We start from the raw sequence: 25288 nt of genomic DNA on the forward strand, positions 1-25288 counted from the left end.
CCGTACGGTCGGGTTTCGGGCCAGTCAAGAGGTCCCGAGCCGCGAATTTTCTGCGGGGTCCGGCCCCACACCCGGGGCGGCGGGCGGTTACGATTCGCTGTATGAGCCCCGGAAACGTCCAGTCACATCAGGAGAATGCGCCTGCCGGAGCGGCGTCGGAAGGCGCTGCCACGCTGGCGGAAATCGCCCGAGCGGCCGGAGTCTCGGCTCCGACAGTTTCGAAGGTGCTGAACGGGCGTGCCGATGTCGCGCCCGGTACGCGCACCAAGGTCGAGGAGTTGCTGCTGCGGCACGGCTATCGGCGCAGACGCGGCTCGACCACGCAGTCGCAACTCATCGATCTGGTCTTCCACGAGCTGGACAGCGCATGGGCGATGGAGGTGGTGCGCGGGGTGGAGAACGTCGCGCGCGAGGAGGGGCTGAGCCTGGTCCTCTCGGAGAGCGCGGGCCGCCTCAGCCCCGGCCAGACCTGGGTCGACGGGGTGCTGGCCCGCCGCCCGGTCGGGGTGATCCTGGTCCTGTCCGACCTCACCGCCGCCCAGCGCGCGCAGCTCACCAGCCGCAGCATCCCGTACGCGGTGGTCGACCCGGCCGGTGATCCGGGCGACGACATCCCCTCGGTCGGCACGACGAACTGGCAGGGCGGTCTCGCCGCCACCCGGCATCTCACCGGCCTGGGCCACCGCAGGATCGGCGTGGTCAGCGGCCCGTCCCGGATGATGTGCAGCCTGGCCCGCGTGGACGGCTACCGCGCGGCCCTGGAGACGGCGGGCATCGCGATCGACCGGTCGCTGATCCGCGAGGGCGAGTTCTCGCACGAGGCGGGGTACGCGGCCGGGATGGAGCTGCTGCGCTCGGCGGACCGGCCGACCGCCGTCTTCGCCGGCAACGACCTCCAGGCGCTCGGCGTGTACGAGGCGGCGCGCGAGCTGGGTCTGCGCATCCCGGAGGACCTGAGCGTGGTCGGCTTCGACGACCTGCCGCTCACCCGGTGGATCGGGCCGCCGCTGACCACGGTGCGCCAGCCGCTGATCGAGATGGCGGAGACGGCGGCCCGGCTCGTCCTGAACCTGGGCCGGGGCCGGCAGCCCGCGACGACCCGGGTGGACCTGGCGACCAACCTGGTGGTCCGCAGCAGCACGGCCCCGCCCTGCCGCTGAGCCGGTACGCGATCCGCGCCCCGGACCGGTGACATTCCGGGCCGTCGTCCGCGCCGCTGTCAGTGCCCCGGTGCAGACTGACCGGTATCCGGCACAACGGCGTTTCGGGAGGTTCGGTCATGACCGGGGTACTGCTCACCGTGGGCACCCGCAAGGGGCTCTTCATCGGCCGCAGGCGCGGCGGCACGTGGGAGTTCGAGGGGCCGCATTTCAACGCGCAGGCGATCTACGCGGTGGCCATCGACACCCGGAGCGACCGGCCCCGGCTGCTCGTCGGCGGGGACAGCGCGCACTGGGGCCCGTCCGTGTTCCACTCCGACGACCTGGGGGCGAGCTGGGTCGAGCCGAAGACCCCGGCCGTGAAGTTCCCGGAGTTCACCGGGACCTCGCTGGAGCGGGTCTGGCAGTTGCAGCCGGCGGGTCCGGAGGCGCCGGGCGTGGTCTACGCGGGTACGGAGCCGGCCGCGCTGTTCCGCTCCGCGGACGGGGGCGAGTCCTTCGAGCTGGTGCGCCCGCTGTGGGAGCATCCGACGCGTGAGCGGTGGGTGCCCGGCGGGGGCGGCGAGGGGCTGCACACGATCCTGACCGACGCGCGCGACCCGCGCCGGGTGACGGTCGCGGTCTCCACCGCCGGGGTGTTCCGGACCTTGGACGGCGGGGCGAGCTGGGACCCGGCCAACAAGGGCGTCTCGGCGGTGTTCCTGCCCGACCCGGACCCGGAGTTCGGCCAGTGCGTGCACAAGGTCAGCCGGGACGCGGCCGACCCGGACCGCCTCTATCTGCAGAACCACTGGGGCGTCTTCCGCAGCGACGACGCCGGGGGCAACTGGACGGACATCGGCGCGGGCCTGCCCTCGGACTTCGGCTTCGCCGTGGCCGCCCATCCGCACCGCGCGGACACGGCGTACGTCTTCCCCATCAACGCCGACGCCGACCGGGTGCCCGCCGAGCACCGCTGCCGGGTCTTCCGCACGACGGACGCGGGCGCGCACTGGGAGCCCCTGTCGGCGGGCCTGCCCGAGGGCGCCCACTACGGCACGGTGCTGCGCGACGCCCTGTGCACGGACGACGCGGACCCGGCCGGGGTCTACTTCGGCAACCGCAACGGCGAGTTGTACGCGAGCGCGGACGACGGGGACACCTGGGAGCAGCTGGCCGCCCATCTGCCGGACGTGCTGTGCGTACGGGCGGCCGTCGTGGACGGGTGACCCCGGCGTCCGTGTCCGCGTCCGCGTACGGCTAGGGAAGCCGCCAGTCCACCGGTTCGGCGCCCTGCGCGGCCAGGAGTTCGTTGACCCGGCTGAACGGCCTGGAGCCGAAGAAGCCGCGGTCGGCGGACATCGGGGAGGGGTGGGCGGACTCGATGGCCGGGAGGTCGCCGAGGAGCGGGCGCAGATTACGGGCGTCGCGCCCCCAGAGCACGGAGACCAGCGGCTTGCCCCGCGCGGCCAGGGCGCGGATGGCCTGTTCGGTCACTTCCTCCCAGCCCTTGCCGCGGTGGGCGCCGGGTGAGCGGGGCGCGGTGGTCAGCGCCCTGTTCAGCAGCAGCACGCCCTGCCGGGTCCAGGGGGTGAGGTCGCCGTTGGACGGCCGGGGCAGCCCCAGGTCGGCGTGGAGTTCGCGGTAGATGTTCTCCAGGCTGCCCGGCAGCCTGCGGACGTCCGGGGAGACCGCGAAGCTGAGGCCGATCGCCATGCCCGGGGTCGGGTAGGGGTCCTGACCGACGATCAGGACCCGTACGTCCTCGAAGGGCTGCTGGAACGCGCGCAGCACGTTCGCTCCCGCGGGGAGGTAGGTGCGGCCCGCCGCGATCTCCGCACGGAGGAAATCGCCCATCGCGGCGATGCGGCCCGCCACGGGGGCGAGGGCGTCGGCCCAGCCGGGCTCGACTACTTCGTTCAACGGTCGTGCTGTCACGGAAGATCACCCTACCGGCGCAACGGGGTGCTCCGGGGATAGGGTGCTGCCGTCCTTGTCCCCTCGTCCCGCGGGAGCCGGTCCATGACGTCGCACGGGCACACCGCCGAGGCGCCGAACGGCTTGGTCCTCGGCGTGGATTCGGGCGGTTCCGGGCTGCGGGTGGCGCTGGGCGCTGCCGAGGCGGACGCCCCGGTGGCGACCGTCGACTGCGGGGGCCCGGTGCGGACCGGGCCGCGCGGCATCGACGCCGCCCATCTGCTGGAGCAGGTGCTGCCCGCCGTACGCGAGTTGCTCGCGGGGCGGGCCCCCGGTGCGCGGGTCACCGCCGCGGCGGTCGGCGCGGCGGGCATGGCCACGCTCGGCGACGAGTTGCGCGCCGTGCTGCCGGGCGCCCTGGCCGATGAGCTGGGCGTGCGCCGGATCGCGCTCGCGGCGGACGCGGTGACCGCGTACGCCGGGGCGGTCGGGCAGCGGCCGGGCGCGGTGGTGGCCGCCGGGACCGGGCTGATCGCGCTGGGCACGGATCTGACGCGGTGGCGGCGGGCGGACGGCTGGGGGCATCTGCTGGGTGACAGCGGCGGCGGCGCCTGGATCGGCCGGGCCGGGCTCGACGCGGCGATGCGCGCCCACGACGGGCGGCGCGGCGGTTCAACGGCGCTGCTGGAGCGGCTGGAGGCGGTGTTCGGTGCGCCGGCCGAGCTGCCGGGGCTGCTCTATCCGCGCGCCGACCGGCCCGCCCTGCTGGCCTCGTTCGCGCCGGAGGTGGCCGCGTGCGCGGACCGCGATCCGGTCGCGGCGGGCATCCTCGGCGCCGCCGCCGCGCACATCGCGGAGGCGGCGGCCGCGGTCTGCCCGGCGGCGGGTCCGGAGGGCGAGGCGTGCGAAGTCGCGCTGACGGGCGGGCTGTTCCGGATGGGCGAGCCGCTGCTCGTACCGCTGTACGAGCAACTGGCGCGGCTGCTGCCCGGAGCACGGGCGGTCCCCGGTTCGGGTGATCCGCTGCTCGGCGCGGTGCGGATCGCCCGCGCCCTGGCCGCCGGAGAGCTGCGGCTGCCGACTCATCCGACGCTGCTGCGTGTTCCGCCGTCCGGCCCGTCGGCACCGGGCGAGCGGCACATCAACCCCGGTAAGCCGCCGATCGGATAAAACCGGACAGAGGCCGCTCGACCGGACCCTCCCCGCGCAGGGGACCGCCCAAAACCAGTAGCATGCGGCGCCATGAGCACCCCCACTGGGCCCGCTTCCGGCCTGCCTGTACGAATGCCGCGACCTCGCCAGTCCGGACGGCACCGCCGCCCGGAGCCCGTGGTCGCGCCCGAGGGCGCTGCCGCGCTCGTTCTCGCCGTTCCCGGCACCCCTTCCCCGGAGAGCCGCAGCCTCGCCGAAGAGGTCGTCAGCATCGCCCGTTCCGAGCTGCCCGGCCTGAACGCCCTGATCGGTTACGTGGACGGCGACGACGCCGAGTACCCGGCGCTGGCCTCCGTGATCGCGCACTCCGCCGCCGAGCGCACCGCGCGCTACGAGCAGGCGCTGGCGGTCGGCCGCGAGGTCGCCGAGCCCGAGGGCCCGGCCGCCGTGGTGGTCCCGCTGCTCGCGGGGCCGGACAGCGCGCTGGTGCGGCGGATACGTCAGGCGATCACGGACAGCGACGCCCCGGCGGAGCTGACCGACGTCCTCGGCCCGCACCCGCTGCTGGCGGAGGCGCTGCACGTGCGGCTGTCCGAGGCCGGGCTCGCCCGCGCGGACCGGGCCAGGCTGTTCACGGTGGCGACGGCCGCCGACGGGATCGTGCTCGCCACGATGGGCGGCGAGGAGGCCGTGCAGGCCGCCGGGATCACGGGCATGCTGCTCGCGGCCCGGCTCGCGGTGCCGGTGATGGCCGCCGCGCTCGACGTGGAGGGCTCGGTCGCCGCGATCGCGGAGCAGCTCAAGGGTTCCGGCTCGCTGCAGCTGGCCGTCGCGCCGTACGTGGTGGGCCCCGAGGTGGCGGACGGCCTGCTGGACGCGGCGGCGAAGGAGGCCGGCTGCGCGAGCGCCGAGCCGCTGGGCGCGTACCCGGCGATCGGCAAGCTGGTGCTCTCGATGTACGCGTCGGCCCTGGGGATCACCCCGCAGGCCGCACAGGGGGCGCAGGCCCGCTGACCCTTCCGGTTGTCACGAACGGGGCCCTCGCGGCGGACGGCAGTCCGCCGCGAGGGCCCCGTCGTCGTCAGCCGAAGACCACGCAGGAGGCGGCGGGGACGTCGACGCTGCCCTCGTGGTGCGGGACGCCGGTCTCCGGGTCCACGGTGAACCAGGCGACGTTGCCGCCGCGTTCGTTGGCCGCGTACAGCCGGCGCCCGGTCGGGTCGAGGGCGAGGTCGCGCGGCCAGTGGCCGCCGCAGTCCACGGTCGTGACCAGGGAGGGGTGCTCGCCGGTCGCGTCGAGGGCGAGCACGGAGATGCTGTCGTGGCCCCGGTTGGCGGTCCACAGGAACCGTCCGTCGTGGGCGACGACGACCTCGGAGGGGTACCGCGCGCCGGTCGCGTCCCCGGGGAGCACGGCGGTCTCACCGACCGGTTCCAGGACGCCGGTGGCGGCGTCCCACCGGCACACGGTGACGGTGGGCTCCAGCTCGTTCAGGACGTAGGCGTGCCGGCCCGAGGGGTGGAAGGCCAGATGGCGGGGGCCGGTGCCGGGGCGCAGGGCCGCCTCGCCGTGCGGGCGCAGCTCCCCGGTGGCCGGGTCGAGGGCGCAGACGCGTACGGAGTCGGTGCCCAGGTCGACGCCGAGGACCCAGGTGCCGGAGGGGTCGGGCAGGACCTGGTGGGCGTGCGGGCCCTCCTGGCGGTCCGTAACCGGGCCGCTGCCCTCGTGGGCGAGGACGGAGGCGACGGGGCCGAGGGTGCCGTCGCCGGCGACGGGCAGCACGCTGACGCTGCCGGAGCCGTAGTTGGCGGTGAGCAGGTGGCCCGCCGCGAGGGCGAGGTGGGTGGGCCCGTCGCCGTCCACCGGCCGGATCTCGCCGAGGGTCCGGGGCTCGTCCGTGGTGACGTCGAGGGCCGCCGCGGCGCCCGGGCCGGTCTCGCTGACCGCGTAGAGGACCGTGCCGCCGGGGCCGAGTGCCAGGTAGGAGGGGTCGGCGACGGCGTCCGTCGCGCCCAGGGCGGTGAGCGCGCCGGTCTCCGGGTCCACGGCGGCGACGGTGACGCCCCGGCCGCCGGCCGAGGTGAACGACCCGATGAATGCCCGAACCGCACCGCTGCTGCTGTCCACCGCTGCTCCTCTCCGCCGGCTCTGCGCGGCGGACGTGGCCGTCGTGATCTCTTCCGGGCGACGGTAGCAGTGCGGGGCTGTGGTCTGGACCAAGGGTCCGGATCAGGCTGTGACCAGGGGCGCGCCCGGTGGGCTGTGCAGCGGGGCGGCGAGTTCGGCGAGCGCGCGTTCCAGGCTGTGCAGATGGGCGAGGGCCGGTTCGGTGGCGGCCGGGTGGACCGGGAGGGCGGCTGCGGGGGTGGTGCGGGCGGGGCGGCCGGGGGCGGTCAGCGCCTCCACGGCGGACTCGACGCGCCAGCAGGCGGCGGCGAGCCGGGCGTCGTGGGACGCCTCCGGGTCGGCGGCCACCGAGGCGAGTCCCCGCACCTCGCGCGCGCACTCGTCCAGCAGCGCGAGTACGTGCTCGGCCCTGGCCCGGCGGGCGCGCAGCGGGCTGAGGGGGTGGACGAGCGGGGCGAGCGAGAGCCGGACGCGGCCGAGCAGCGCCTCCAGCTCGGCGATGCGCGGGGCCGGGTCGGCGCCGGAGGTGCCGGAGAGCCGGGCGGCGGCCTCCTCGGTGCAGGCGTGCACGCAGCGCAGGGCGCGCTGGATCCAGGCGTCGGTGGTGGCGTGCGTGGTGACGGGGAGGACGAACAGCACCGCGAGCATCGCACCGAGGGCGCCCACGGCCGTCTCGCCGAGGCGCAGGGCGAGCAGGGCGGGGTCGAGCACGCCGAGCGCGCCGTAGAGCGCGCCGGCCATGACGGTCACGGAGAACATCATCCAGGTGTAGGAGACCGCGGCCGTGTAGAAGATCCCGAACACCCCGGCGGCGACGACGAGGGCGGTGGGCACGGGCGCGCCGTGCAGCGGGACGACGACGGCGAGGCCGACCGGGATGCCGATGAGGGTGCCCATGATCCGGCGGAAGCCGCGTACCAGGGTCTCGCCGCGCGAGGCGGTGTTGACGAAGACCCACCAGGTGGCGCCCACGGCCCAGTACCAGCGCTGGTCCGACATCAGCTGTCCGGCCAGGAGCGCGACGGCTCCGCCGGTGACCGCCTGGACGGCCTGGCGGGTGGTGACCCTGGCCAGGCCGGTGCCGGTGGGCGGGGCGGGCGCGGCGGGGACGGCCGAGCCCCGTTCGTAGCACCAGAGGCCGAAGCGGACGGCGGAGGCGGAGAGCAGCGAGAGGGCGACGGCGGAGTACAGCTCGGGAAGCTGGCGGGGCAGGGTGTGCAGGAACTGTGTGGTGAAGAAGGCCATGAACGCGAAGACGCCCAGGGAGTGCCCGCGCGGCCCCCACCGCCTCGCGTAGACACCCAGGCCCATGACCGCGAGGAAGGCCGCGTCGCGGGCGAGGGGGTGGTCGTGGAGCAGGGCGGCGAGCGCGAGCACCGGGAAGCCGGCGGCGGGCAGCAGCGCGGTGGTGACCGCCTGGCCCCGGACGGTGGGGTCGGTGACGGTGAACAGGGCGAGCAGGGCGGCCAGGCCGCCGGTGATGGCCGCGACGAGCGAGTGGCCGGCGAGCCCGCACACCACGACGGCGAGCCCGATGCCGAGCACCGCGCGGCAGGCGAAGCGCAGCCGCGCCCGTCCGGGGTCCCTCGCCACGAACGCTCTCTTCAGCACTGCCGCTCCCCCGCTCCGGTCCGCCGGGGGTCTCCGTGTCCCGGCATGAAAAAGGCGCCGCGGGGGTCCGCAGCGCCATCGACATACATATGAGAGCACCTGGAGGCCGGTTGGCTCAAATTGACCTCCATTGACTGGACCATTGGCCCAGGGGAACGCATCGGTGGGCGACCGGCCGACGGCCATCGGACCAGCGCTCCCGCGAACTCGGGAACATCTCCCCTTTTGTTGGTCTAGACATGTCAAATTGACATCGCTACGCTCAATGTTGGTCTAGACCGCAATGCACTCCGGACATCTCCCCCACATCTCCAGGAGCGACGTATGCGCAAGAAGATCACGTCCTTATTGGCCGGGCTCGGACTCGCCGGGGCCGCCCTGATCGCCACCTCGGCCCCCGCCCAGAGCCACGGCTACACCGACTCGCCCGTCAGCCGCCAGCAGCTCTGCGGCAACGGCACCGTCCGCAACTGCGGACAGATCCAGTGGGAGCCGCCGAGCGTCGAGGGTCCCAAGGGCTTCCCCACCCGCGGACCCGCCGACGGCCACATCTGCTCCGGCGGCATCGGCCGCTTCTCGGAGCTGGACGACCCGCGCGGCGGCAACTGGCCCGCCACCGACGTCACCGCCGGACAGACCTACACCTTCCGCTGGCGGATCGCGGCCCGGCACGCCACGACCGACTTCCGCTACTACATCACCAAGGACGGCTACGACCCCACGAAGCCGCTCACCCGCGCCGACCTGGAGACCCAGCCGTTCCTCACCGTGCCCTTCGGCGGACGGCTGCCCTCCTCGACGGTGAGCCACTCGGGCACGCTGCCGCAGAAGTCGGGCAAGCACCTGATCCTCGGCGTGTGGACGATCGCCGACACCGGCAACGCCTTCTACGCCTGCTCCGACGTGCGGTTCTGACCCGTCCGGGGATGCCCCGCGCCGCCCGTCCGCGCGCGCGGGGCATCCCCGGCCGCACCCATGGCGGGGCCCGCCCGGCGCGGGCGGCCCCGTTGGTACAGTCGCTGGCCCCCGAAGGACGCACGAAAGAGGCCGGCGAAGCATGGCGGTGGACGCGCTCGACACCCGTATCCTGCGGTTGCTCATCGAGCAGCCGCAGACGAGCGTGCGCGAGTACGCACGCATCCTGTCCATCGCCCGCGGCACCCTCCAGGCACGGATCGACCGGCTGGAGCGCGACGGGGTGATCACCGGCAGCGGTCCCTTCCTCTCCCCCGCCGCGCTCGGCCACCCCGTGCTCGCCTTTGTGCACCTGGAGGTCACCCAGGGCTATCTCGACGAGGTCGGTGACGCGCTCGCCGCCGTGCCGGAGATCGTCGAGGCGTTCTCGACCACGGGCGGCGGCGACCTGCTGACCCGCGTGGTGGCCCGCGACAACGGGCATCTGGAGGACGTCATCCAGCGGCTCATCCGGCTGCCCGGCGTGGTGCGCACCCGCACCGAGGTGGCGCTGCGCGAACGGGTGCCGCACCGGCTGCTGCCGCTGGTCGAATCGCTGGGCCGCGCGGCGGCCGGCGGCCGCTGACGCCCACGGTCGTTACGGGTCCGCGCGGCGGATATCCTGATCTTGCCGCGCTCCTTCCACCCGCCCCGCCCGCCGGAGGCGCCGCCGCGGCAGTCCAGACGGCCCCCGGTCGGGGCCGTGCGAGAGGCCCGCTATCGAGACAGGTGTGCACAGGTGCTGGTTGCTGGTCGGTACCGGCTGATATCCGCCATCGGCCGGGGCGGCATGGGCGAGGTCTGGCGGGCCACCGACGAGGTGCTCGGCCGCTCCGTCGCCGTGAAGCTGCTGCTGGGTGAGCGCGCCGACGAGTCGGCCACCGCCCGGTTCCGGCTGGAGGCCCAGACCGCCGCCCGGCTGAGCCACCCCCATCTGGTGGCCGTCTTCGACTTCGGGGCCTGGGAGGACCGGCTCTTCCTGGTGATGGAGCTGGTGGAGGGCCGCAGCCTGGCGGACCTGCTGCTGGCCCAGGAGCGGCTCGGGCCCGAACAGGCCGCCCATATCGCCGGACAGGCCGCCGCCGGACTGGCCGCGGCGCACCGGCAGGGCATCGTCCACCGCGACATCAAGCCCGGCAACCTCATGCTGGACGGCGAAGGCACCGTCAAGATCGGGGACTTCGGCATCGCGCAGTTCGTCGACGACCCGTCGGCCGCGCTGACGACGACCGGTCAGATCGTCGGTACGAGCCTCTACCTCGCCCCGGAACGCGCCCTCGGACGCACGGCGGACGCCGCGTCCGACATGTACTCGCTGGGCTGCGTCATCTACCAACTGCTGCTCGGGCAGCCGCCGTTCCGCTCGGACACCGCCACCGGCACCCTCTACCAGCACGTGGACACACCGCCCGTGCCGCTGCGCCGGCACGGGGTGGACGTCTCCGCCGCCTTCGACGCCTATCTGCTCGGCCTGCTCGCGAAGCAGCCGGAGGACCGGCCCACCGCCCAGCAGGTCGCCGACTGGTTCCACAGCGACGCCTGGCGGGGCCACGCGGAGCCCCTGCCGCCGCACCTCCCGGCGCCCGCCCAGGCACCGCCGCCGCCCGCGCCCTTCGCCGCCGCTCCCTCCCCCGCGCCGACCACGTACCGGCTCCCCCAGGCCCCGGCCGCGCCGGGACACGGGCAGGGGCACGGGCGGCGCGCGGCGGCCCGGCCCGCCAAGACGCGACGGCGCACCGCGGGCGAGGCGATCCGCCGCCGGCCGCGGGTGGCCAGCGCCATCGCGGGCGCGATCGCCTTTCTGGCGGCCGTGTTCCTGGGGATGAGCCTGTTCTCACCGGATACCGGTGCGGCCACCACCCCGGAGGACGGGACGGCGACCGAGGCACCGGCGGCTCCGGGGGCCGGCGAATAGCCCAGGGTCCGCTACCAGCGGTCGTGGACCGCCGCGCGGAACGTGCGGTCGTACAGGTCGCGGACGGCGTCCAGCGTGCTGTCGGGCAGCGGGGCGAGCGCGGCGGCGGCCGCGTTGGCCCGTGCCTGTTCGGTGGAGCGCGCGCCGGGGATGACGCTGGTGACGCCCGGCTGCTGGATGATCCAGCGGAGCGCCGTCTGCGCCGGGGTCGCGCCCTCGGGAGCGAGCCGCGCGAACGCCGCGGCGGCCGTCACCCCGACCTCGTAGTCCACCCCGGAGAAGGTCTCGCCCTGGTCGAACGCCTCGCCGTGCCGGTTGTACGTGCGGTGGTCGCCGGGCGCGAAGACGGTGTCGGCGGTGTACTTGCCCGAGAGCAGCCCGGAGGCGAGCGGCACCCGCGCGATGATGCCGACCCCGGCCGCGCGCGCCGCCGGCAGCACCTCGTCCAGGGGCTTGAGCCGGAACGGGTTGAGGATGATCTGCACACTGGCCACCCCCGGCCGGGCGATGGCCGTCAGCGCCTCGGCGCAGGTCTCGACGCTGACCGCGTAGGCCGCGACGCGCTCCTCGGCGACGAGCGTGTCCAGCGCGTCGTACACCTCGTCGCGGGAGTAGACGGCGGTGGGCGGGCAGTGCAACTGGACCAGGTCGAGGGTGTCCACGCCGAGGTTGGCGCGGGAACGGTCGTTCCAGGCGCGGAAGTTGTCCAGGGTGTAGTTCTCCGGCACCTGCTCCGCGCGGCGGCCCATCTTCGTCGCGACGAAGACCCCGGCGTCGGGCCGCTCCTTCAGGTAGCGGCCGATGAGCTGTTCGCTCCGGCCGTCCCCGTAGACGTCGGCGGTGTCGAAGAAGGTGACGCCGGCCTCGACGGCCGCGTCGAGCACCCCGAGGGCGTCCTCCTCACGGACCTCGCCCCAGTCCCCGCCGAGCTGCCAGGTGCCCTGTCCGACGACCGAGACGCTCCGTCCGGTCCTGCCGAGTTCGCGCTGTTCCATGGCGATCATGCTACGCGGGCCCGCCCAACTCGGTGAGGCGCCGCACCTCCTCGCCGGTGAGGCGCAGGCCGCCCGCCGCCACGTTCTCCTCCAGATGGGCGGGGTCGCCGGTGCCCGGAATGGCCAGTACATGCGGGCCCTGCTGAAGGGTCCAGGCGAGCCGGACCTGGGCGGGCGTCGCGTCATGGGCGCGGGCGACGTCGAGCAGCACCTCGTGCTCGGGGGCCGCCGTGGCCCCCGCCTCGCGTCCGGCGCCCGCGATGGCGTAGAAGGGGACGAAGGCGATGCCCAGTTCGCCGCAGAGGCGCAGGACCTCGGCGGAGTCGGGGCGCCGCTCGCCGATGCCGTACCGGTTCTGGACGCAGACGACCGGGGCGATGGCGCGGGCCTCGGCTATCTGCTCCGGCCACACGTTGGAGAGGCCCAGGTGGCGGACGAGCCCTTCGGCGCGCAGTTCCGCGAGGGCGCCGAAGACGTCGCCGAGCGGACGGGGGCCGTTCATCCGGAGGTTCACGACATCGAGGTGGTCGCGGCCGAGCTGGCGGATGTTCTCCTGGACCTGGCCGCGCAGTTGCTCGGGGCGGGCCCAGTCGGTCCAGTCGCCGCAGGGTCCGCGGCCGGGTCCGACCTTGGTGGTGATGACGAGGTCGTCCGGATAGGGGCCGAGCGCCCGGTTGATGAGTTCGTTGGCCGAACGCAGCGGCGAGAAGTAGAAGGCGGCCGTGTCGATGTGGTTCACGCCCAGTTCGACCGCCCGGCGCAGTACCGCGAGCGCGCGGTCCCGGTCGTGCGGGGTGCGTTCGTCGCCGAACGCGCGGCCGTTCTGGGTCAGCCGCATGGCGCCGAAGCCGATCCGGTTGACGGTGAGGTCGCCGAGCTGCCAGGTGCCGGCGGCCGCCGCGGGGAGGGAGTACGAGGTCAAGGCTGATGCCTTCCTTGTGCGTTCCGGACGGAAGGGGAACGGGGAGAGGGGTGTCGTATGACGGGGAAACAGGAGGGCTTGCACAACTGCCGATTAAGTGATACGGTCGGCTCGACAGCTGCGTGTAATTCACCGTTAGGTGAGAGTGCAGGATAGCGTCCGCCTCCCCGCCTGTCCATTCCCCGTTCCGCGAGTTCTCGCCGCCGGCCCTCCAATCGGCGCCGCCGCACGGCGACTTGACGAGACTTGCCAACCGCTTTTCCGTGACCCGCGCTTTGTTGACGCGGTCATGACCACGTGTGAGTGTTCCGTCGCTCGATCACGGACACCGCCCGTCGGACGGCCGCGCCTGCCGCACGGGCGGACGCGTCTTCCCACGCCGCTGTCCGTGGCCGAGGTCCCCACACGACGAGGAGCCTCGATGAAACGCAGACCGATGACGGCCGGGACAACCCTGGCCGTCCTCGCCGGAATGCTGGTCGCCACCACTGGCCAGCCGGCATCCGCGGAACCCGCACCACCGCCCGCCCCCAAGGCACTGACCGCCGCCGTCAACGCCGCCGACCGGGCGGCCGACAGCGGACTCGACACCCTGGCCAAGGGCCCGGACGAGCGCTACGAGCGCCGGCGGGTCACTCCGTGGGTCAACGGGCTCTACTCCGTCGCGTACGAGCGCACCTACCGGGGTCTGCCCGTCGTCGGCGGGGACGCCGTCGTGGTCGCCGACTCCAAGGGCCGGGTGCGCGGCTCCCAGTCCGCGGTCTCGCGCCGCATCAACGTACCCACCACGGCCACCGTCTCCGCCAAGGCGGCCGAGGCCACCTCGCGCGAGCGGCTGCGCACCGTGGACAAGGTCGAGAGCCACCGCCTCGTCGTCCGCGCCACCGCGAAGCGCTCGCGGCTCGCCTGGGAGACCGTGCTCACCGGCCGGACCGCCGAGGCGCCGAGCCGGCTGCACGTCTTCGTCGACGCCGGCACCGGCAAGGTCATCGACAGCTACGACGACGTCCGGGCCGGCACCGGCAACAGCCAGTGGAACGGGCCCTCCCCGCTCTCCATCGACACCTCCTCCTCCGGCGGCAGCTACTCGCTGCGCGACACCGGCCGCCCCGGCCTCAGCTGCGCCGACTACAGCACCGGCAGCGTGTTCACCAAGTCCACCGACTCCTGGGGCAACGGCAGCGCCACCAGCAAGGAGACCGGCTGCGTCGACGTGATGTGGGCCGCCCAGCACGAGTGGAACATGCTGCGCGACTGGCTCGGGCGCAACGGCCACGACGGCAACGGCCGCAGCTGGCCCGTCAAGGTGGGCCTCAACGACGTCAACGCCTACTGGGACGGCTCCTCGGTCTCCATCGGCCACAACCAGGCCAACCAGTGGATCGGCGCCATGGACGTCGTGGCCCACGAGTTCGGCCACGGCATCGACCAGTACACGCCGGGCGGCGCCAACCACGAGTCCGGGCTCGGCGAGGCCACCGGCGACATCATGGGCGCGCTGACCGAGGCGTACACCAACGAGCCCGCCCCGTACGACGACCCGGACTACACCGTCGGCGAGAAGATCAACCTGGTCGGCAACGGGCCGATCCGGGTCATGTACAACCCCGGCCAGACCGGCGACCCGAACTGCTACAGCTCCTCCATACCCAACACCGAGGAGCACGCGGCGGCGGGCCCGCTCAACCACTGGTTCTACCTGCTCGCCGAGGGCTCCAACCCCGGCGGCGGCAAGCCCTCCAGCCCCACCTGCAACAACTCCACGGTCACCGGTGTCGGCATCCAGGACGCCGGCAAGATCTTCTACGGCGGCATGCTGCTCAAGACCAGCGGCATGACGTACAAGCGCTACCGCACGACCACCCTCACCGCCGCGAAGAACCTGGACCCGAGCTGCACCCTGTACAACCGCACGAAGGCGGCGTGGGACGCGATCAGCGTCCCCTACCAGAGCGGTGAGACCAGCTGCTCGCCGAGCGGCAACAACGACTTCTCGCTGTCCCTGGACCCGGCGTCCGGCTCGGTGAAGCCCGGCAGCTCGGTGACGGCCACCGTGCGTACGACGGTCACCTCCGGCAGCGCCCAGACGGTGAACCTGTCCGCGAGCGGCCTGCCCAGCGGGGTGACCGCCTCGTTCAGCCCGGCCTCGGTCCAGTCCGGCGGCACCTCCGCCCTGACCGTGTCCGCGTCGTCGGCCACCGCCCCCGGCTCGTACACCTTCACGGTGAAGGGCGCGGGCACCCAGGACCACACCGCGCAGTACACCCTCACCGTCAATGACGGCGGCGGCACGCCCGGCGGCACCCCGCCCGACATCGACGTCGCCAAGGTGCAGGCGCACCTCACGCAGTTCAACACCATCGCCTCGCAGAACGGCGGCAACCGGCGGGCCGGCAGCAGCGGCTACAACGCCTCGCTCTCCTATGTGAAGGGCAAGCTCCAGGCGGCCGGCTACACGGTCACCGAGCAGACCTGCGCCACCTGCACCTACACCGGCAAGAACCTCATCGCGGACTGGCCCGGCGGGCCCGCCGACAGCACCGTGATGTTCGGCGCGCACCTGGACGGTGTGTCCGCCGGACCCGGTATCAACGACAACGGCTCCGGCTCCGCCACCCTGCTGGAGAACGCGCTCGCGCTCGCCCAGCAGAACCCCACCATGACCAAGCATGTCCGGTTCGCCTGGTGGAACGGTGAGGAGCAGGGCCTCCAGGGCTCCAAGTACTACGTCAGCCAGCTGAGTTCGGCGCAGCGCAGCGCCATCACCGCCTACTACAACTTCGACATGGTGGCCTCGGTCAACGGCGGCTACTTCATCAACAACCTCAACTCCGGCGCGTCCGCCCCGATGAAGGCGTACTGGGACTCCCTCGGGCTCGCCCCGGAGGAGAACGTGGAGGGCCAGGGCCGCTCCGACGACTACTCCTTCCAGCAGGCGGGCATCGCGACCTCGGGGTACGCCACCGGGGCCAGTGACACCAAGACGTCCGGGCAGGCGGCCAAGTGGGGCGGCACGGCGGGCCGTTCGTACGACCCGTGCTACCACTCCTCGTGCGACACCACCGCCAACATCAACGCCACCGCGCTGAACCGCAGCGCCGACGGGGTCGCCTACACCCTGTGGAAGACCGCCGTGGGCTCCACCGCGCCCGACGACGACTTCTCCGTCTCGGTCAACCCGGTGTCGGGCAGCGTCCAGCCGGGCGACTCGGTCACCGCGACCGTGTCCACGGCCACCACCGCGGGCGACGCGCAGAGCGTGCAACTGTCGGCGTCCGGCGCGCCCAGCGGGGTGACCGTCTCGTTCTCGCCGTCCACCGTGCAGTCCGGTTCGTCGGCCACGATGACCGTATCGGCCGGTGCCCAGGCCCCGGCGGGCACGTACACGCTGGTGGTGACCGGCACCGGTACGGCCACCCACACCACCACGTACTCGCTGGTGGTCGGGGGCAGCGGCAGCTGTGAGCCCCGTCAGGTCGTCGGCAACGGCGGCTTCGAGAACGGGTCCGGCCCCTGGTCGCAGACCAGTGGTGTGATCAACAACCGGACCTCCGAGAAGCCCGCGCACAGCGGCGCCTACCAGGCGTGGCTGGGCGGCTGGGGCAGCACCCACACCGACTACGTCACCCAGTCGGTGACCGTGCCGTCCGGCTGCGCGACGTACCGGCTGTCGTTCTACCTGAGCACCGACACCGCCGAGACGCCCGACGGGAACGCGTACGACACGTTCACCGTCAAGCTGGGGTCGCGGACGCTGGCGACGTACTCGAACCTGGACGCGACCAGCGGTTACGTCCAGCGCACGTTCGATGTGTCGTCGGCCGCGGGGCAGACGCTGACGCTGAGCTTCACCAGCGACGAGGACGCCTATCTGCAGACCAGCTTCGTCCTGGACGATGTGGCCCTCGACGTGAGCTGACCCGGTAAGGACGCATGACGGGGGCGGGGCGTGGTGACACGCCCCGCCCCTCCGTCGTGTGACGGTACGTCAGCGGACGGCGGCGGCCAGCCGGCGGACGAAGTCGTCGATCTCGGGCCGGTCGGCGCCGGGCGCGGCCAGCCGGCCGTGCAGGCCGCGCAGCTCCTTTCCGAGCACGGACGAGGGATGCACCTCGGTGCTGTCCAGAAGGTGTCCGGCGACGGCCGAGGCCGCGACCGGTTCCCCGGCGCAGGCGTAGGCGTCGGCCGTCCGGGCCAGGAACAGCATCCGGGCGGAGCGCATACCGGGCGGCAGCAGCCGGGTCGCGGTGCCGATCGCGTCGAGGGCTCGGAACGCGAAGCGGCGCTGCCCGGTCACGGCGGCGAGGTCCCGCAGCGCCCCGGCGACCACGGACTCCGTGCGCAGCCGCAACGAGGCGACGGAGAGCCAGGGTGCCTCGGCCTCGTCGCGGTCCCCCGCCCGCTCCACCTGCGAGCGGGCCAGGCCGATGTGGTGCAGCGCGCGGCCGGTGTCGCCGCGCACGGCGTGGCCGCGGGCCTGGGCCGCGTCGCTGAGGGCGCCGGCCCAGAGCCTGCCCGCCGCCTCGCGCCGGATGGCCGCGCCGTACGCGACGGCCGAGGCGTCGTCGCCCTCCTGGCGGGCCAGGGTGCTCATATCGATGAGGGCGGCCACATGGGCACCGATGTGGCCGGCCATCGACGCCCACACCAGCGAGCGGTCGAGCCAGGCCATCGCGGTGCCGTTGCGCCCCCACAGCAGCCGCAGGCTGCCGGCCGACTGGGCGTACTCGGCGGCCAGCGGGGCGAGTTGGCGCTGATAGGGGGCGGCAGGCAGATCCATCCAGCGGAGCATCGCGTGCAGGGTGCGTTCGACCACGGCGGTGGCCCCCTGCCAGGCGTGCTCGTCGTCGGCGCGCAGGCAGACCGCGAGCAGCGCGGTGAGCGCGTGCACGGTGTCGGTGTCCAGCGCCGGACGGGCCAGGGTGTCCGGGCCCAGGGAGCAGAAGCGGGCGTGCAGGGCCGCCGCGTCGGCCAGTTCCGGAACCGCGCAGTCCGCGCGCCCGTGCACCGGGCACAGCACTCCGTACGCGGGCAGCCGCCGGGGCAGCACGGCCGCGGGCGGCAGCATCGCGGTGAGCGCGCCGCCGGCCGGTTCGCCGGGGAGCGGGCCCTGGCGGACCGGGTCCGGCAGGGGCGCGGGGGCGGCCGGTTCCACGCGCTCCCCGGCGGCGGCCTCCTCGCAGGCGGTCACCAGGTCGCCGCCGGCGCCCAGGAGGTGGTCCAGGCGGCGGGCCAGCGGCAGCGGGGTGCGGCGGCTGCCGTGTTCGAGTTTGCTGATGGCGGTGTGGTCGTAGCCGACGCGGGCGCCCACCTGGGCCTGGGTGAGCCCGGCCCGTCTGCGCCAGTGGCGCAACCGCACGCCGAACGACCGCCAGGCCTGGACGCCCCGCGCGTCCGCCGGCGCGGAATCCGTCAGTTCGGTCATCCGGGGCCTCGTCGTGCCTGGTCAGCGGCGCTTCCCGCGCCACGGTCACGGCTCATGCCCAGGGAGGATAGCGAGAGCCGCCGCCCGCTGTCGCCGGAGCGGGGACAACATGTCCGGTAACAGGCGCGGCGCGCGGCCCGGCAGCCGCCCCGCACGGGCCTGGTGATTGCGGTGGCAACGCCCAGGACGGCCCCGCCGGTTCGCCGTGCCGGCCTCGTCATCATCTGAACCGATGCCCCGTCAGCGACCCGGAGCGGATGGCGTCAAGACGGCCGCAACACGGACACTCACCTCCTTTCCGTCGTCAACTGTTGTTCTCAGTGACACCTCAACAAGCCGTTGGTGCACACCTATTGACGCATCGGGAGCGAGGGAGAAGTATCCCCATCGGCCGGAGAGAGCGCTCTCCGGCTTCGTGTCGTGCCCCCTTTCCGCGACTCAGGAGACAGCCCCCATGTTTGGACCCCCCTTGCTCCGCAGACCCGCACCTTCGTCCGGAAGGAGACGTGCCGGCGTACTGGCCGCCGTCGCCGGACTCCTCGTCTCGCTGCTCGCCCTCACGCCCCCGGCCCCCGCCGCCGCGGCGCCCTCGCTGCTCTCGCAGGGCAGGCCGGTGACCGTCTCCAGCCAGGAGGGCGCCGGAACCCCGGCCGGTGCCGCGGTGGACGGCGACAACGGCACCCGCTGGTCGAGCGCGTTCTCCGACCCGCAGTGGATCAAGGTCGATCTGGGCACCACCGCCGCGGTCAGCCGGATCGCGCTCAGGTGGGAGGCCGCCTACGCCAAGAGCTACCGGATCGAGTTCTCCACGGACGACAGCACCTGGAGCACCGCGTACTCGACCACCGCGGGCCCCGGCGGCGACGAGACGCTGAACGTGTCGGGCCAGGCCCGCTACGTCCGGCTGACCGGCACCGCGCGCGCCACCCAGTACGGCTACTCGCTCTGGGAGTTCCAGGTGTTCGGCACCACCGGCGACGACGGCGGCCCGCAGCTGCCCGGCGGCGGTGACCTCGGCCCCAACGTCCTGGTCTTCGACCCGTCCACACCCGGTATCCAGGCCAAGGTGGACGAGATCTTCGAGAAGCAGGAGTCGGCGCAGTTCGGCACCGGCCGCTACGCGCTGCTGTTCAAGCCGGGCACCTACGACGACATCAACGCGCAGATCGGCTTCTACACCTCGATCGCCGGCCTCGGCCTCAAGCCCGACGACACCACGTTCAACGGCGATGTCACCGTGGACGCGGGCTGGTTCAACGGCAACGCCACGCAGAACTTCTGGCGTTCGGCGGAGAACCTGGCGCTCAACCCGGTCAGCGGCACCGACCGCTGGGCGGTCTCGCAGGCCGCGCCCTTCCGCCGGATGCACGTCAGGGGCGGCCTCAACCTCGCCCCGAACGGCTACGGCTGGGCCAGCGGCGGGTACATCGCGGACAGCAGAATCGACGGCCAGGTCGGCCCGTACTCGCAGCAGCAGTGGTACACGCGGGACAGCTCCGTCGGCAGCTGGGGCAACGGCGTCTGGAACATGACGTTCTCCGGGGTCGAGGGCGCCCCGGCGCAGAGCTTCCCCGCCCCGCCGTACACCACGCTCGACACCACCCCGGTCTCCCGCGAGAAGCCGTTCCTCTACCTGGACGGCAACGACTACAAGGTGTTCGTGCCCGCCAAGCGCACCAACGCGCGAGGTGTCTCCTGGGACGGCACCCCGCAGGGCGAGTCCATCCCGCTGAGCCGGTTCTACGTGGTCAAGCCGGGGGCGTCGGCCGCCACCATCAACGCGGCCGTCCGCCAGGGCCTGCACCTGCTGTTCACGCCCGGCATCTACCACGTGGACCGGCCGATCGACATCGACCGGGCGGACACCGTCGTGCTGGGCCTCGGCCTGGCCACGATCATCCCCGACAACGGGGTCACCGCGATCCGGGTCGGTGACGTGGACGGGGTGAAGCTCGCCGGACTCCTCGTCGACGCCGGGCCGCAGAACTCCGAGGTGCTCGTCCAGGTCGGCCCGCCCGGCGCGTCCGCGAGCCACGCGGCCAACCCGACCAGCGTCCAGGACGTGTTCGTCCGGGTCGGCGGCGCGGGTGCCGGCAAGGCGACCACGGGCATGGTGATCAACAGCGACGACACCATCGTCGACCACACCTGGCTGTGGCGCGCCGACCACGGCGAGGGCGTCGGCTGGGAGACCAACCGGGCCGACTACGGTCTCCAGGTCAACGGTGACAACGTCCTGGCCACCGGACTGTTCGTGGAGCACTTCAACAAGTACGACGTCCGCTGGTCCGGCGAGAACGGCCGGACGATCTTCTTCCAGAACGAGAAGGCGTACGACGCCCCGAACCAGGCGGCCGTCCAGAACGGCGCGGTCAAGGGCTTCGCGGCGTACAAGGTGGACGACACGGTCGACCGCCACGAGGGCTGGGGGCTCGGCAGCTACTGCTACTTCAACGTCGATCCCACCATCCGCCAGGACCACGGCTTCGAGGCACCGGTCAAGGCCGGGGTGAGGTTCCACGACCTGCTCGTCGTCTCGCTCGGCGGCCAGGGCCAGTACAACCACGTCATCAACGACACCGGAGCACCCACGTCGGGAACATCCACCGTTCCGTCGAATGTGGTCGCCTACCCGTGACGGGAGGCGGTTGACAGCCGCGGGGTCCGGCATCCGCCGGGCCCCGCGGCGCCGTCACAGCGGCCACTCGGCCGGCGGCGGGCCGCCGAGTGTCTGCTCGGACCAGATGACCTTGCCCCGGTCGGTGTACCGGACGCCCCACCGCTGCGCGAACTGGGCCACCAGGAACAGGCCCCGGCCGCCCTCGTCCGTGGTGGCGGCGTAGCGCAGATGCGGCGATGTGCTGCTGCAGTCCGACACCTCGCAGATCAGCGAGCGGTCGTGCAGCAGCCGGACTTTGATGGGCTCGCTGCCGTAGCGGATGGCGTTGGTGACGAGTTCGCTGAGGATGAGTTCGGTGACGAACCCCTCCTCGTCCAGGCCCTGGTCGGCCAGCCAGCGGGTGGCCTGTCTGCGCACCCCGGCGACGGCGGCCGGGTCCGGGGGGACGTCCCACTGGACGCGGCGGGACGGGTCCAGGATGCGGGTCCGGGCGACCAGCAGGGCCACGTCGTCGCCGGGGCGGCTGGGCAGCATGGCCTCCAGCACGTCGTCGCAGGTCTCCTCCGGGGTCCGGTCGCGGTCGGCGAGGGAGCGGCGCAGCAGTTCCAGGCCGTCGTCGATGTCCCGGTCGCGGCGCTCCACCAGGCCGTCCGTGTACAGGACGAGGCGGCCGCCCTCGGGCACCTCGATCTCCGTCATCTCGAAGGGCATGCCGCCGATGCCGAGGGGCAGCCCGGCCGGGATCTCCGGGAAGCTCACCGTCCCGTCGGGCAGCACGAGCGCGGGTCCGGGGTGGCCGGCCCGGGCGACCGTGCAGCGCCCTGACACCGCGTCGTAGATCGCGTACAGACAGGTGGCCCCGGTGATCGCGGCGCCGCCCGACCCCTCGTCCTGGTCCATCCGGACGACCAGTTCGTCGAGGTGGCCGAGGAGTTCGTCGGGCGCGAGGTCCAGCGTGGAGAAGTTGAGGACCGTGGTGCGCAGCCGGCCCATGGTGGCGGCCGCGTGCAGCCCGTGCCCGACGACGTCGCCCACGACGAGGGCGACCCGGGCGCCGGACAGCGGGATGACGTCGAACCAGTCGCCGCCGACGCCGGCCTGGGCGGGGAGGTAGCGGTAGGCGACGTCGAGGGCGTTCTGTTCGGGCAGGCCGCGCGGGAGCAGGCTGCGCTGGAGGGTGACGGCCATCTCGTGCTCGCGGGTGTAGCGGCGGGCGTTGTCCACGCTGACCGCGGCCCGGGCCACCAGTTCCTCGGCGAAGGAGAGGTCGTCGAGGTCGAAGGGCTCCTCGTTGCGCCCGCGCCAGAAGTTGGCGATGCCGAGGATGACGCCCCGGGCGCGCAGCGGGACCGAGAGCAGCGAGTGGTAGCCGTGTTCCAGGAGGCGGGCGGCCTGCTCGGGGTCGGGTTCGCGCCACTGCCGGGAGGTGGTCAGGTCGGCGACGATCCAGGTGTGCCCGACGCCGGTGCCGAGTCCCTCGGCGGTGGTCGGGACGTAGTCGACGGCGTGCCCGGCCGGGTGGAGCGGGTGGTCCTCGACGGGGCTGCGGACGGCGGTGCGCCGGAGCCGGAGCGCGTCGCCGGTGGGGGTCCTCGGTTCCTCGCCGCGCAGCACGGAGTCGGCCAGGTCGACGGTCACGGCGTCGGCGAATCCGGGGGCGGCGACGTCCGCGAGTTCCTGGGCGGTGGTGGTGACGTCGAGGGTGGTGCCGATCAGGGCGCCCGCCCGGTAGAGCAGGGTCAGCCGTTCGCGTACGGTCTCGGCGCGCCCGGTGACGGCGCGCAGTTCGGTGGTGTCGCGCAGGGTGGCGACCATGCCGGGCTGGCCGCCGCGGTCCTCGGTGGGCCGGAGGTTGACGGCGAGCAGCCGGTCCCCGGCGGGCCGCAGTTCGTCGGTGGCGACCTGTCCGGACGCCAGCAGTTCGGCGGTGCCCCTGGCGAGTCCGAGGTCGGTCACCGCGCGGCCCTCGGCGTCCGGCGGAAGGTCGAGCAGCCGCCGGGCCTCGTCGTTGGCGAGCAGCAGGCGGCGGTCGGCGCCGATGATGAGGACGCCCTCGCGCACGGCGTGGAGCACGGCGTCGTGGTGCTCGTACATCCGGGTCATCTCGGTGGGGCCCAGGCCCCGTGTCTGGCGGCTGAGGCGGCGGCCGACCACGGTGGCGCCGGCCACGGTGAGGACGAGTGCGGCGATGCCGGCGCCGATGGTCAGCGGAAGGCTCGGGTACGCCAGCCGGTTGACGGCCTCGACCTTGATGCCGACGGCCACCAGCCCGGCCGCCGAGCCGTCCTTGCGGGGGACGGCCACCGCGGAGTTGACGGCGCGGCCGCGGTTGCCCTCGACGGTGCGGGTGACGGGTTCGCCGTCCAGGGCCTCCTTGTAGGGGCCGGGGATCTGCCGGCCGATGAGCGCGATGTCGCGGTGGGTGTAGCGGACGCCGTTGGTGCCGGCGACGACGACGTACTCCACGCCGGTGCTCTGCCGGATCTGTTCGGCGCGCGGCTGGAGGACGGCCGTGGGGTCCTTGCTGTCGAGGGCGGCGGCCACGCCGGGGGCGTGCGCGAAGGTCTGCGCGACGCTGAGCGACTGGGCGCGGGCGGCGGCCATGCTGTCGCGCCGGCCCTGGACGACGAGGGCGGCGACGGCGGCGGCGTCCAGCAGGACGACGATGCCGATCATGAGGATGAAGAACTGGCCGGCGACGGTGCGGACACTGAACAGGGCGCGCAGTCGGCGCCCCGGTGAGGTCGGCTCGCCCGGCGGCCCGGAGGGCGCGGGGGCGTCACCGCCCGGACGGCCGCCACCGTCTCGGTGCGGACGCCGGGCGGAGCGATGGAGTTTCGCCCGGAATCGACCTGTACCACCCACATGTCAAGGTTTAACACGGATCGGCGGCGGGCGATCGGTGTGCGGGAGCGGCCCCGTGCGCCCACGGCCGGACCCCGCGCGATCGGGTGACGCGGGGTGGCGGGCACCTGCCCGGACACCGCAGGACCCACCCTTCGTACGCATGAGCGAACTCGGCCGGGCGTGGCGCTTTGTTGATCACCCTCCCGGCGCGGAGGGGAACCCGGCAGGATGTCGGTGTACAGGGCCGCCGTCCCCGGCGGCGGCCGTCCGGCCCACGAAGGGAGCCCCATGCGGGAGACCCGTGCAGAGCAGTCGCCCTCGGACCAGGAGACCGCTTCCGGCGCGGCCGAGGAGGCCAAGGTGATCGTGGTGGGGGCGGGCCCGGCCGGTTCGTCCGCCGCGTACCACCTCGCCAGGGCCGGGGTCGACGTGCTGCTCCTGGAGAAGTCCCGCTTCCCGCGCGAGAAGGTGTGCGGCGACGGGCTCACCCCGCGCGCGGTGCACCAGCTGATCCGCATGGGCGTGGACATCGGGGCACCCGGCTGGACCCGGTCGCGGGGCATGCGCTGGGTGGCGGGCTCCCGGCAGGTGGAGATCGACTGGCCGGCGCTCGGCGGCTTCCCCGACTTCGGGCTGACCCGCAGCCGGCACGACTTCGACGACATCCTGGCCCGGCACGCCGTGGCGGCCGGGGCCCGGCTGCGTACCGGGGTGAAGGTCAGGGGGCCGGTCACCGACCGGGCCGGGCGGATCACCGGAGTCTCGGCGGTGGCGGACGGGGAAACGGTGGTGCACCGGGCCCCGGTCGTGATCGCCGCCGACGGCGCGTCGGCCCGGATCGCCCTGGCGATGGGCCTGGAGCGGGACGCCAAGCGACAGATCGCCACGGCCGCCCGCCGCTACTACCGCAGCCCGGAGCGCTCCGGCGAGGAGTTCCTGGAGCTGTGGGCGGACCTCCGCTTCCCCCGGAGCGACGCCTATCTGCCGGGGTACGGCTGGATCTTCCCCATGGGCGACGGCCGGGTGAACGTCGGTCTCGGGGCGCTCCCGCACCGCCGGCACGGCAGCGCCGATCTGCGGGCCTCGCTGGACCGCTGGCTGGCCCGCACCCCGCCCGAGTGGGGCCTGCGCGAGGAGAACGCCGAGGGACCGGTGCGCAGCGCCGCCCTTCCGCTGGGCTTCAACCGCCATCCGCTGTACACCCGCGGACTGCTGCTGGTCGGTGACTCGGGCGGCATGGTGAGCCCGTGGAACGGCGAGGGCATCGGGCAGGCCATGGAGGCGGGCGAGGTCGCGGCCGAGACGACGGCGCTCGCGCTGGCGCTGCCGGCCGGACCGCGCCGGGAGCGGGCGCTGCGCCACTACCCGGCCGAGATGAACCGCCGCTGGGGCCGCTACTACCGGCTGGGCAACACGGCCGCGGATCTGATCTTCAGCCGGTCGGGCTTCCAGCCGGTGCTCAACCGCTATGTGCTGGGCTCCCCGGCCCTGCTCAACACCCTGGCCCGGCTGCTGACCAACCTCACGGAGCACCCGTCGCGCGACGCGATCGACCACGTCCTGAACACGGCGGTACGGCTCGTGCCCGCGCCGAGCACCCGGCGCCGCTGACCCGCACACCGCATCGACCGAACCGGTACCGGCCGACGCCGTACCGGCAGAC

17 protein-coding genes are annotated in these 25288 nt (G+C 73.6%); 10 read left to right on the forward strand and 7 right to left on the reverse strand.

The window, feature by feature from the left end:
- Positions 1-224 precede the first annotated feature (224 nt).
- On the forward strand, positions 225-1160 hold the full coding sequence (locus OG710_RS02160; protein ID WP_443064213.1) for a substrate-binding domain-containing protein: 936 nt from the start codon (positions 225-227) through the stop codon (positions 1158-1160).
- 119 nt (positions 1161-1279) lie between these two features.
- The gene (locus OG710_RS02165; protein ID WP_330237831.1) at positions 1280-2368 is read left to right on the forward strand and encodes a WD40/YVTN/BNR-like repeat-containing protein; all 1089 of its coding nucleotides are present in this window, start codon (positions 1280-1282) and stop codon (positions 2366-2368) included.
- Between the two features lie 31 nt (positions 2369-2399).
- On the opposite strand, the gene OG710_RS02170 is transcribed toward OG710_RS02165, so the two are convergent.
- Positions 2400-3077 (reverse strand): uracil-DNA glycosylase, encoded by a 678-nt coding sequence (locus tag OG710_RS02170; protein ID WP_330237832.1) that lies wholly within the window; start codon positions 3075-3077, stop codon positions 2400-2402.
- 84 nt (positions 3078-3161) lie between these two features.
- On the opposite strand from OG710_RS02170, the gene OG710_RS02175 reads away from it, so the two are divergent.
- Together OG710_RS02175 and OG710_RS02180 are read left to right on the forward strand one after the other, a co-directional pair.
- Complete coding sequence (locus OG710_RS02175) at positions 3162-4226, forward strand: N-acetylglucosamine kinase (RefSeq protein ID WP_330237833.1); 1065 nt, start codon at positions 3162-3164, stop codon at positions 4224-4226.
- A 72-nt stretch (positions 4227-4298) separates the two neighbouring features.
- On the forward strand, positions 4299-5222 hold the full coding sequence (locus OG710_RS02180; RefSeq protein WP_199563744.1) for a sirohydrochlorin chelatase: 924 nt from the start codon (positions 4299-4301) through the stop codon (positions 5220-5222).
- Between the two features lie 67 nt (positions 5223-5289).
- Here OG710_RS02180 and OG710_RS02185 read toward each other — a convergent pair whose 3' ends face one another.
- Together OG710_RS02185 and OG710_RS02190 are read right to left on the reverse strand one after the other, a co-directional pair.
- Positions 5290-6336, reverse strand: a complete 1047-nt coding sequence (locus OG710_RS02185; protein ID WP_330237834.1) for a lactonase family protein — start codon at positions 6334-6336, stop codon at positions 5290-5292.
- Between the two features lie 102 nt (positions 6337-6438).
- Positions 6439-7947 (reverse strand): FUSC family protein, encoded by a 1509-nt coding sequence (locus OG710_RS02190; protein ID WP_330237835.1) that lies wholly within the window; start codon positions 7945-7947, stop codon positions 6439-6441.
- Between the two features lie 324 nt (positions 7948-8271).
- Here OG710_RS02190 and OG710_RS02195 point away from each other — a divergent pair, with 324 nt between their 5' ends.
- The 3 genes from OG710_RS02195 (at position 8272) to OG710_RS02205 (ending at position 10816) form a co-directional block, all read left to right on the forward strand.
- Positions 8272-8862, forward strand: coding sequence for a lytic polysaccharide monooxygenase auxiliary activity family 9 protein (locus tag OG710_RS02195; RefSeq protein ID WP_111334590.1), 591 nt, complete (start codon positions 8272-8274; stop codon positions 8860-8862).
- 142 nt (positions 8863-9004) lie between these two features.
- Entirely contained in the window at positions 9005-9487 is a 483-nt protein-coding gene (locus OG710_RS02200; protein WP_330237836.1) for an Lrp/AsnC family transcriptional regulator, read from the forward strand.
- 153 nt (positions 9488-9640) lie between these two features.
- Positions 9641-10816, forward strand: a complete 1176-nt coding sequence (locus tag OG710_RS02205) for a serine/threonine-protein kinase (protein WP_330237837.1) — start codon at positions 9641-9643, stop codon at positions 10814-10816.
- An 11-nt stretch (positions 10817-10827) separates the two neighbouring features.
- On the opposite strand, the gene OG710_RS02210 is transcribed toward OG710_RS02205, so the two are convergent.
- On the reverse strand, positions 10828-11820 hold the full coding sequence (locus OG710_RS02210; RefSeq protein WP_330237838.1) for an aldo/keto reductase: 993 nt from the start codon (positions 11818-11820) through the stop codon (positions 10828-10830).
- Between the two features lies 1 nt (position 11821).
- Positions 11822-12733 carry an aldo/keto reductase gene (locus OG710_RS02215; protein WP_330237839.1) on the reverse strand — a complete coding sequence of 304 codons (912 nt, stop codon included), beginning with the start codon at positions 12731-12733 and terminating at the stop codon, positions 11822-11824.
- Between the two features lie 436 nt (positions 12734-13169).
- Here OG710_RS02215 and OG710_RS02220 point away from each other — a divergent pair, with 436 nt between their 5' ends.
- The gene (locus tag OG710_RS02220; RefSeq protein WP_330242133.1) at positions 13170-16652 is read left to right on the forward strand and encodes a M28 family peptidase; all 3483 of its coding nucleotides are present in this window, start codon (positions 13170-13172) and stop codon (positions 16650-16652) included.
- Between the two features lie 69 nt (positions 16653-16721).
- Here OG710_RS02220 and OG710_RS02225 read toward each other — a convergent pair whose 3' ends face one another.
- Positions 16722-18158, reverse strand: a complete 1437-nt coding sequence (locus OG710_RS02225) for a helix-turn-helix transcriptional regulator (RefSeq protein WP_330237840.1) — start codon at positions 18156-18158, stop codon at positions 16722-16724.
- Between the two features lie 454 nt (positions 18159-18612).
- Between OG710_RS02225 and OG710_RS02230 the strand changes: the two genes are divergently transcribed.
- Positions 18613-20796 (forward strand): discoidin domain-containing protein, encoded by a 2184-nt coding sequence (locus OG710_RS02230; protein ID WP_330237841.1) that lies wholly within the window; start codon positions 18613-18615, stop codon positions 20794-20796.
- A 54-nt stretch (positions 20797-20850) separates the two neighbouring features.
- Here OG710_RS02230 and OG710_RS02235 read toward each other — a convergent pair whose 3' ends face one another.
- Complete coding sequence (locus OG710_RS02235; protein ID WP_330242134.1) at positions 20851-23454, reverse strand: SpoIIE family protein phosphatase; 2604 nt, start codon at positions 23452-23454, stop codon at positions 20851-20853.
- A 459-nt stretch (positions 23455-23913) separates the two neighbouring features.
- Between OG710_RS02235 and OG710_RS02240 the strand changes: the two genes are divergently transcribed.
- Positions 23914-25236, forward strand: a complete 1323-nt coding sequence (locus OG710_RS02240) for a geranylgeranyl reductase family protein (RefSeq protein ID WP_330237842.1) — start codon at positions 23914-23916, stop codon at positions 25234-25236.
- Positions 25237-25288: the final 52 nt, after the last annotated feature.

It is taken from the genome of Streptomyces sp. NBC_00525 (assembly GCF_036346595.1).
Lineage (GTDB): Bacteria > Actinomycetota > Actinomycetes > Streptomycetales > Streptomycetaceae > Streptomyces.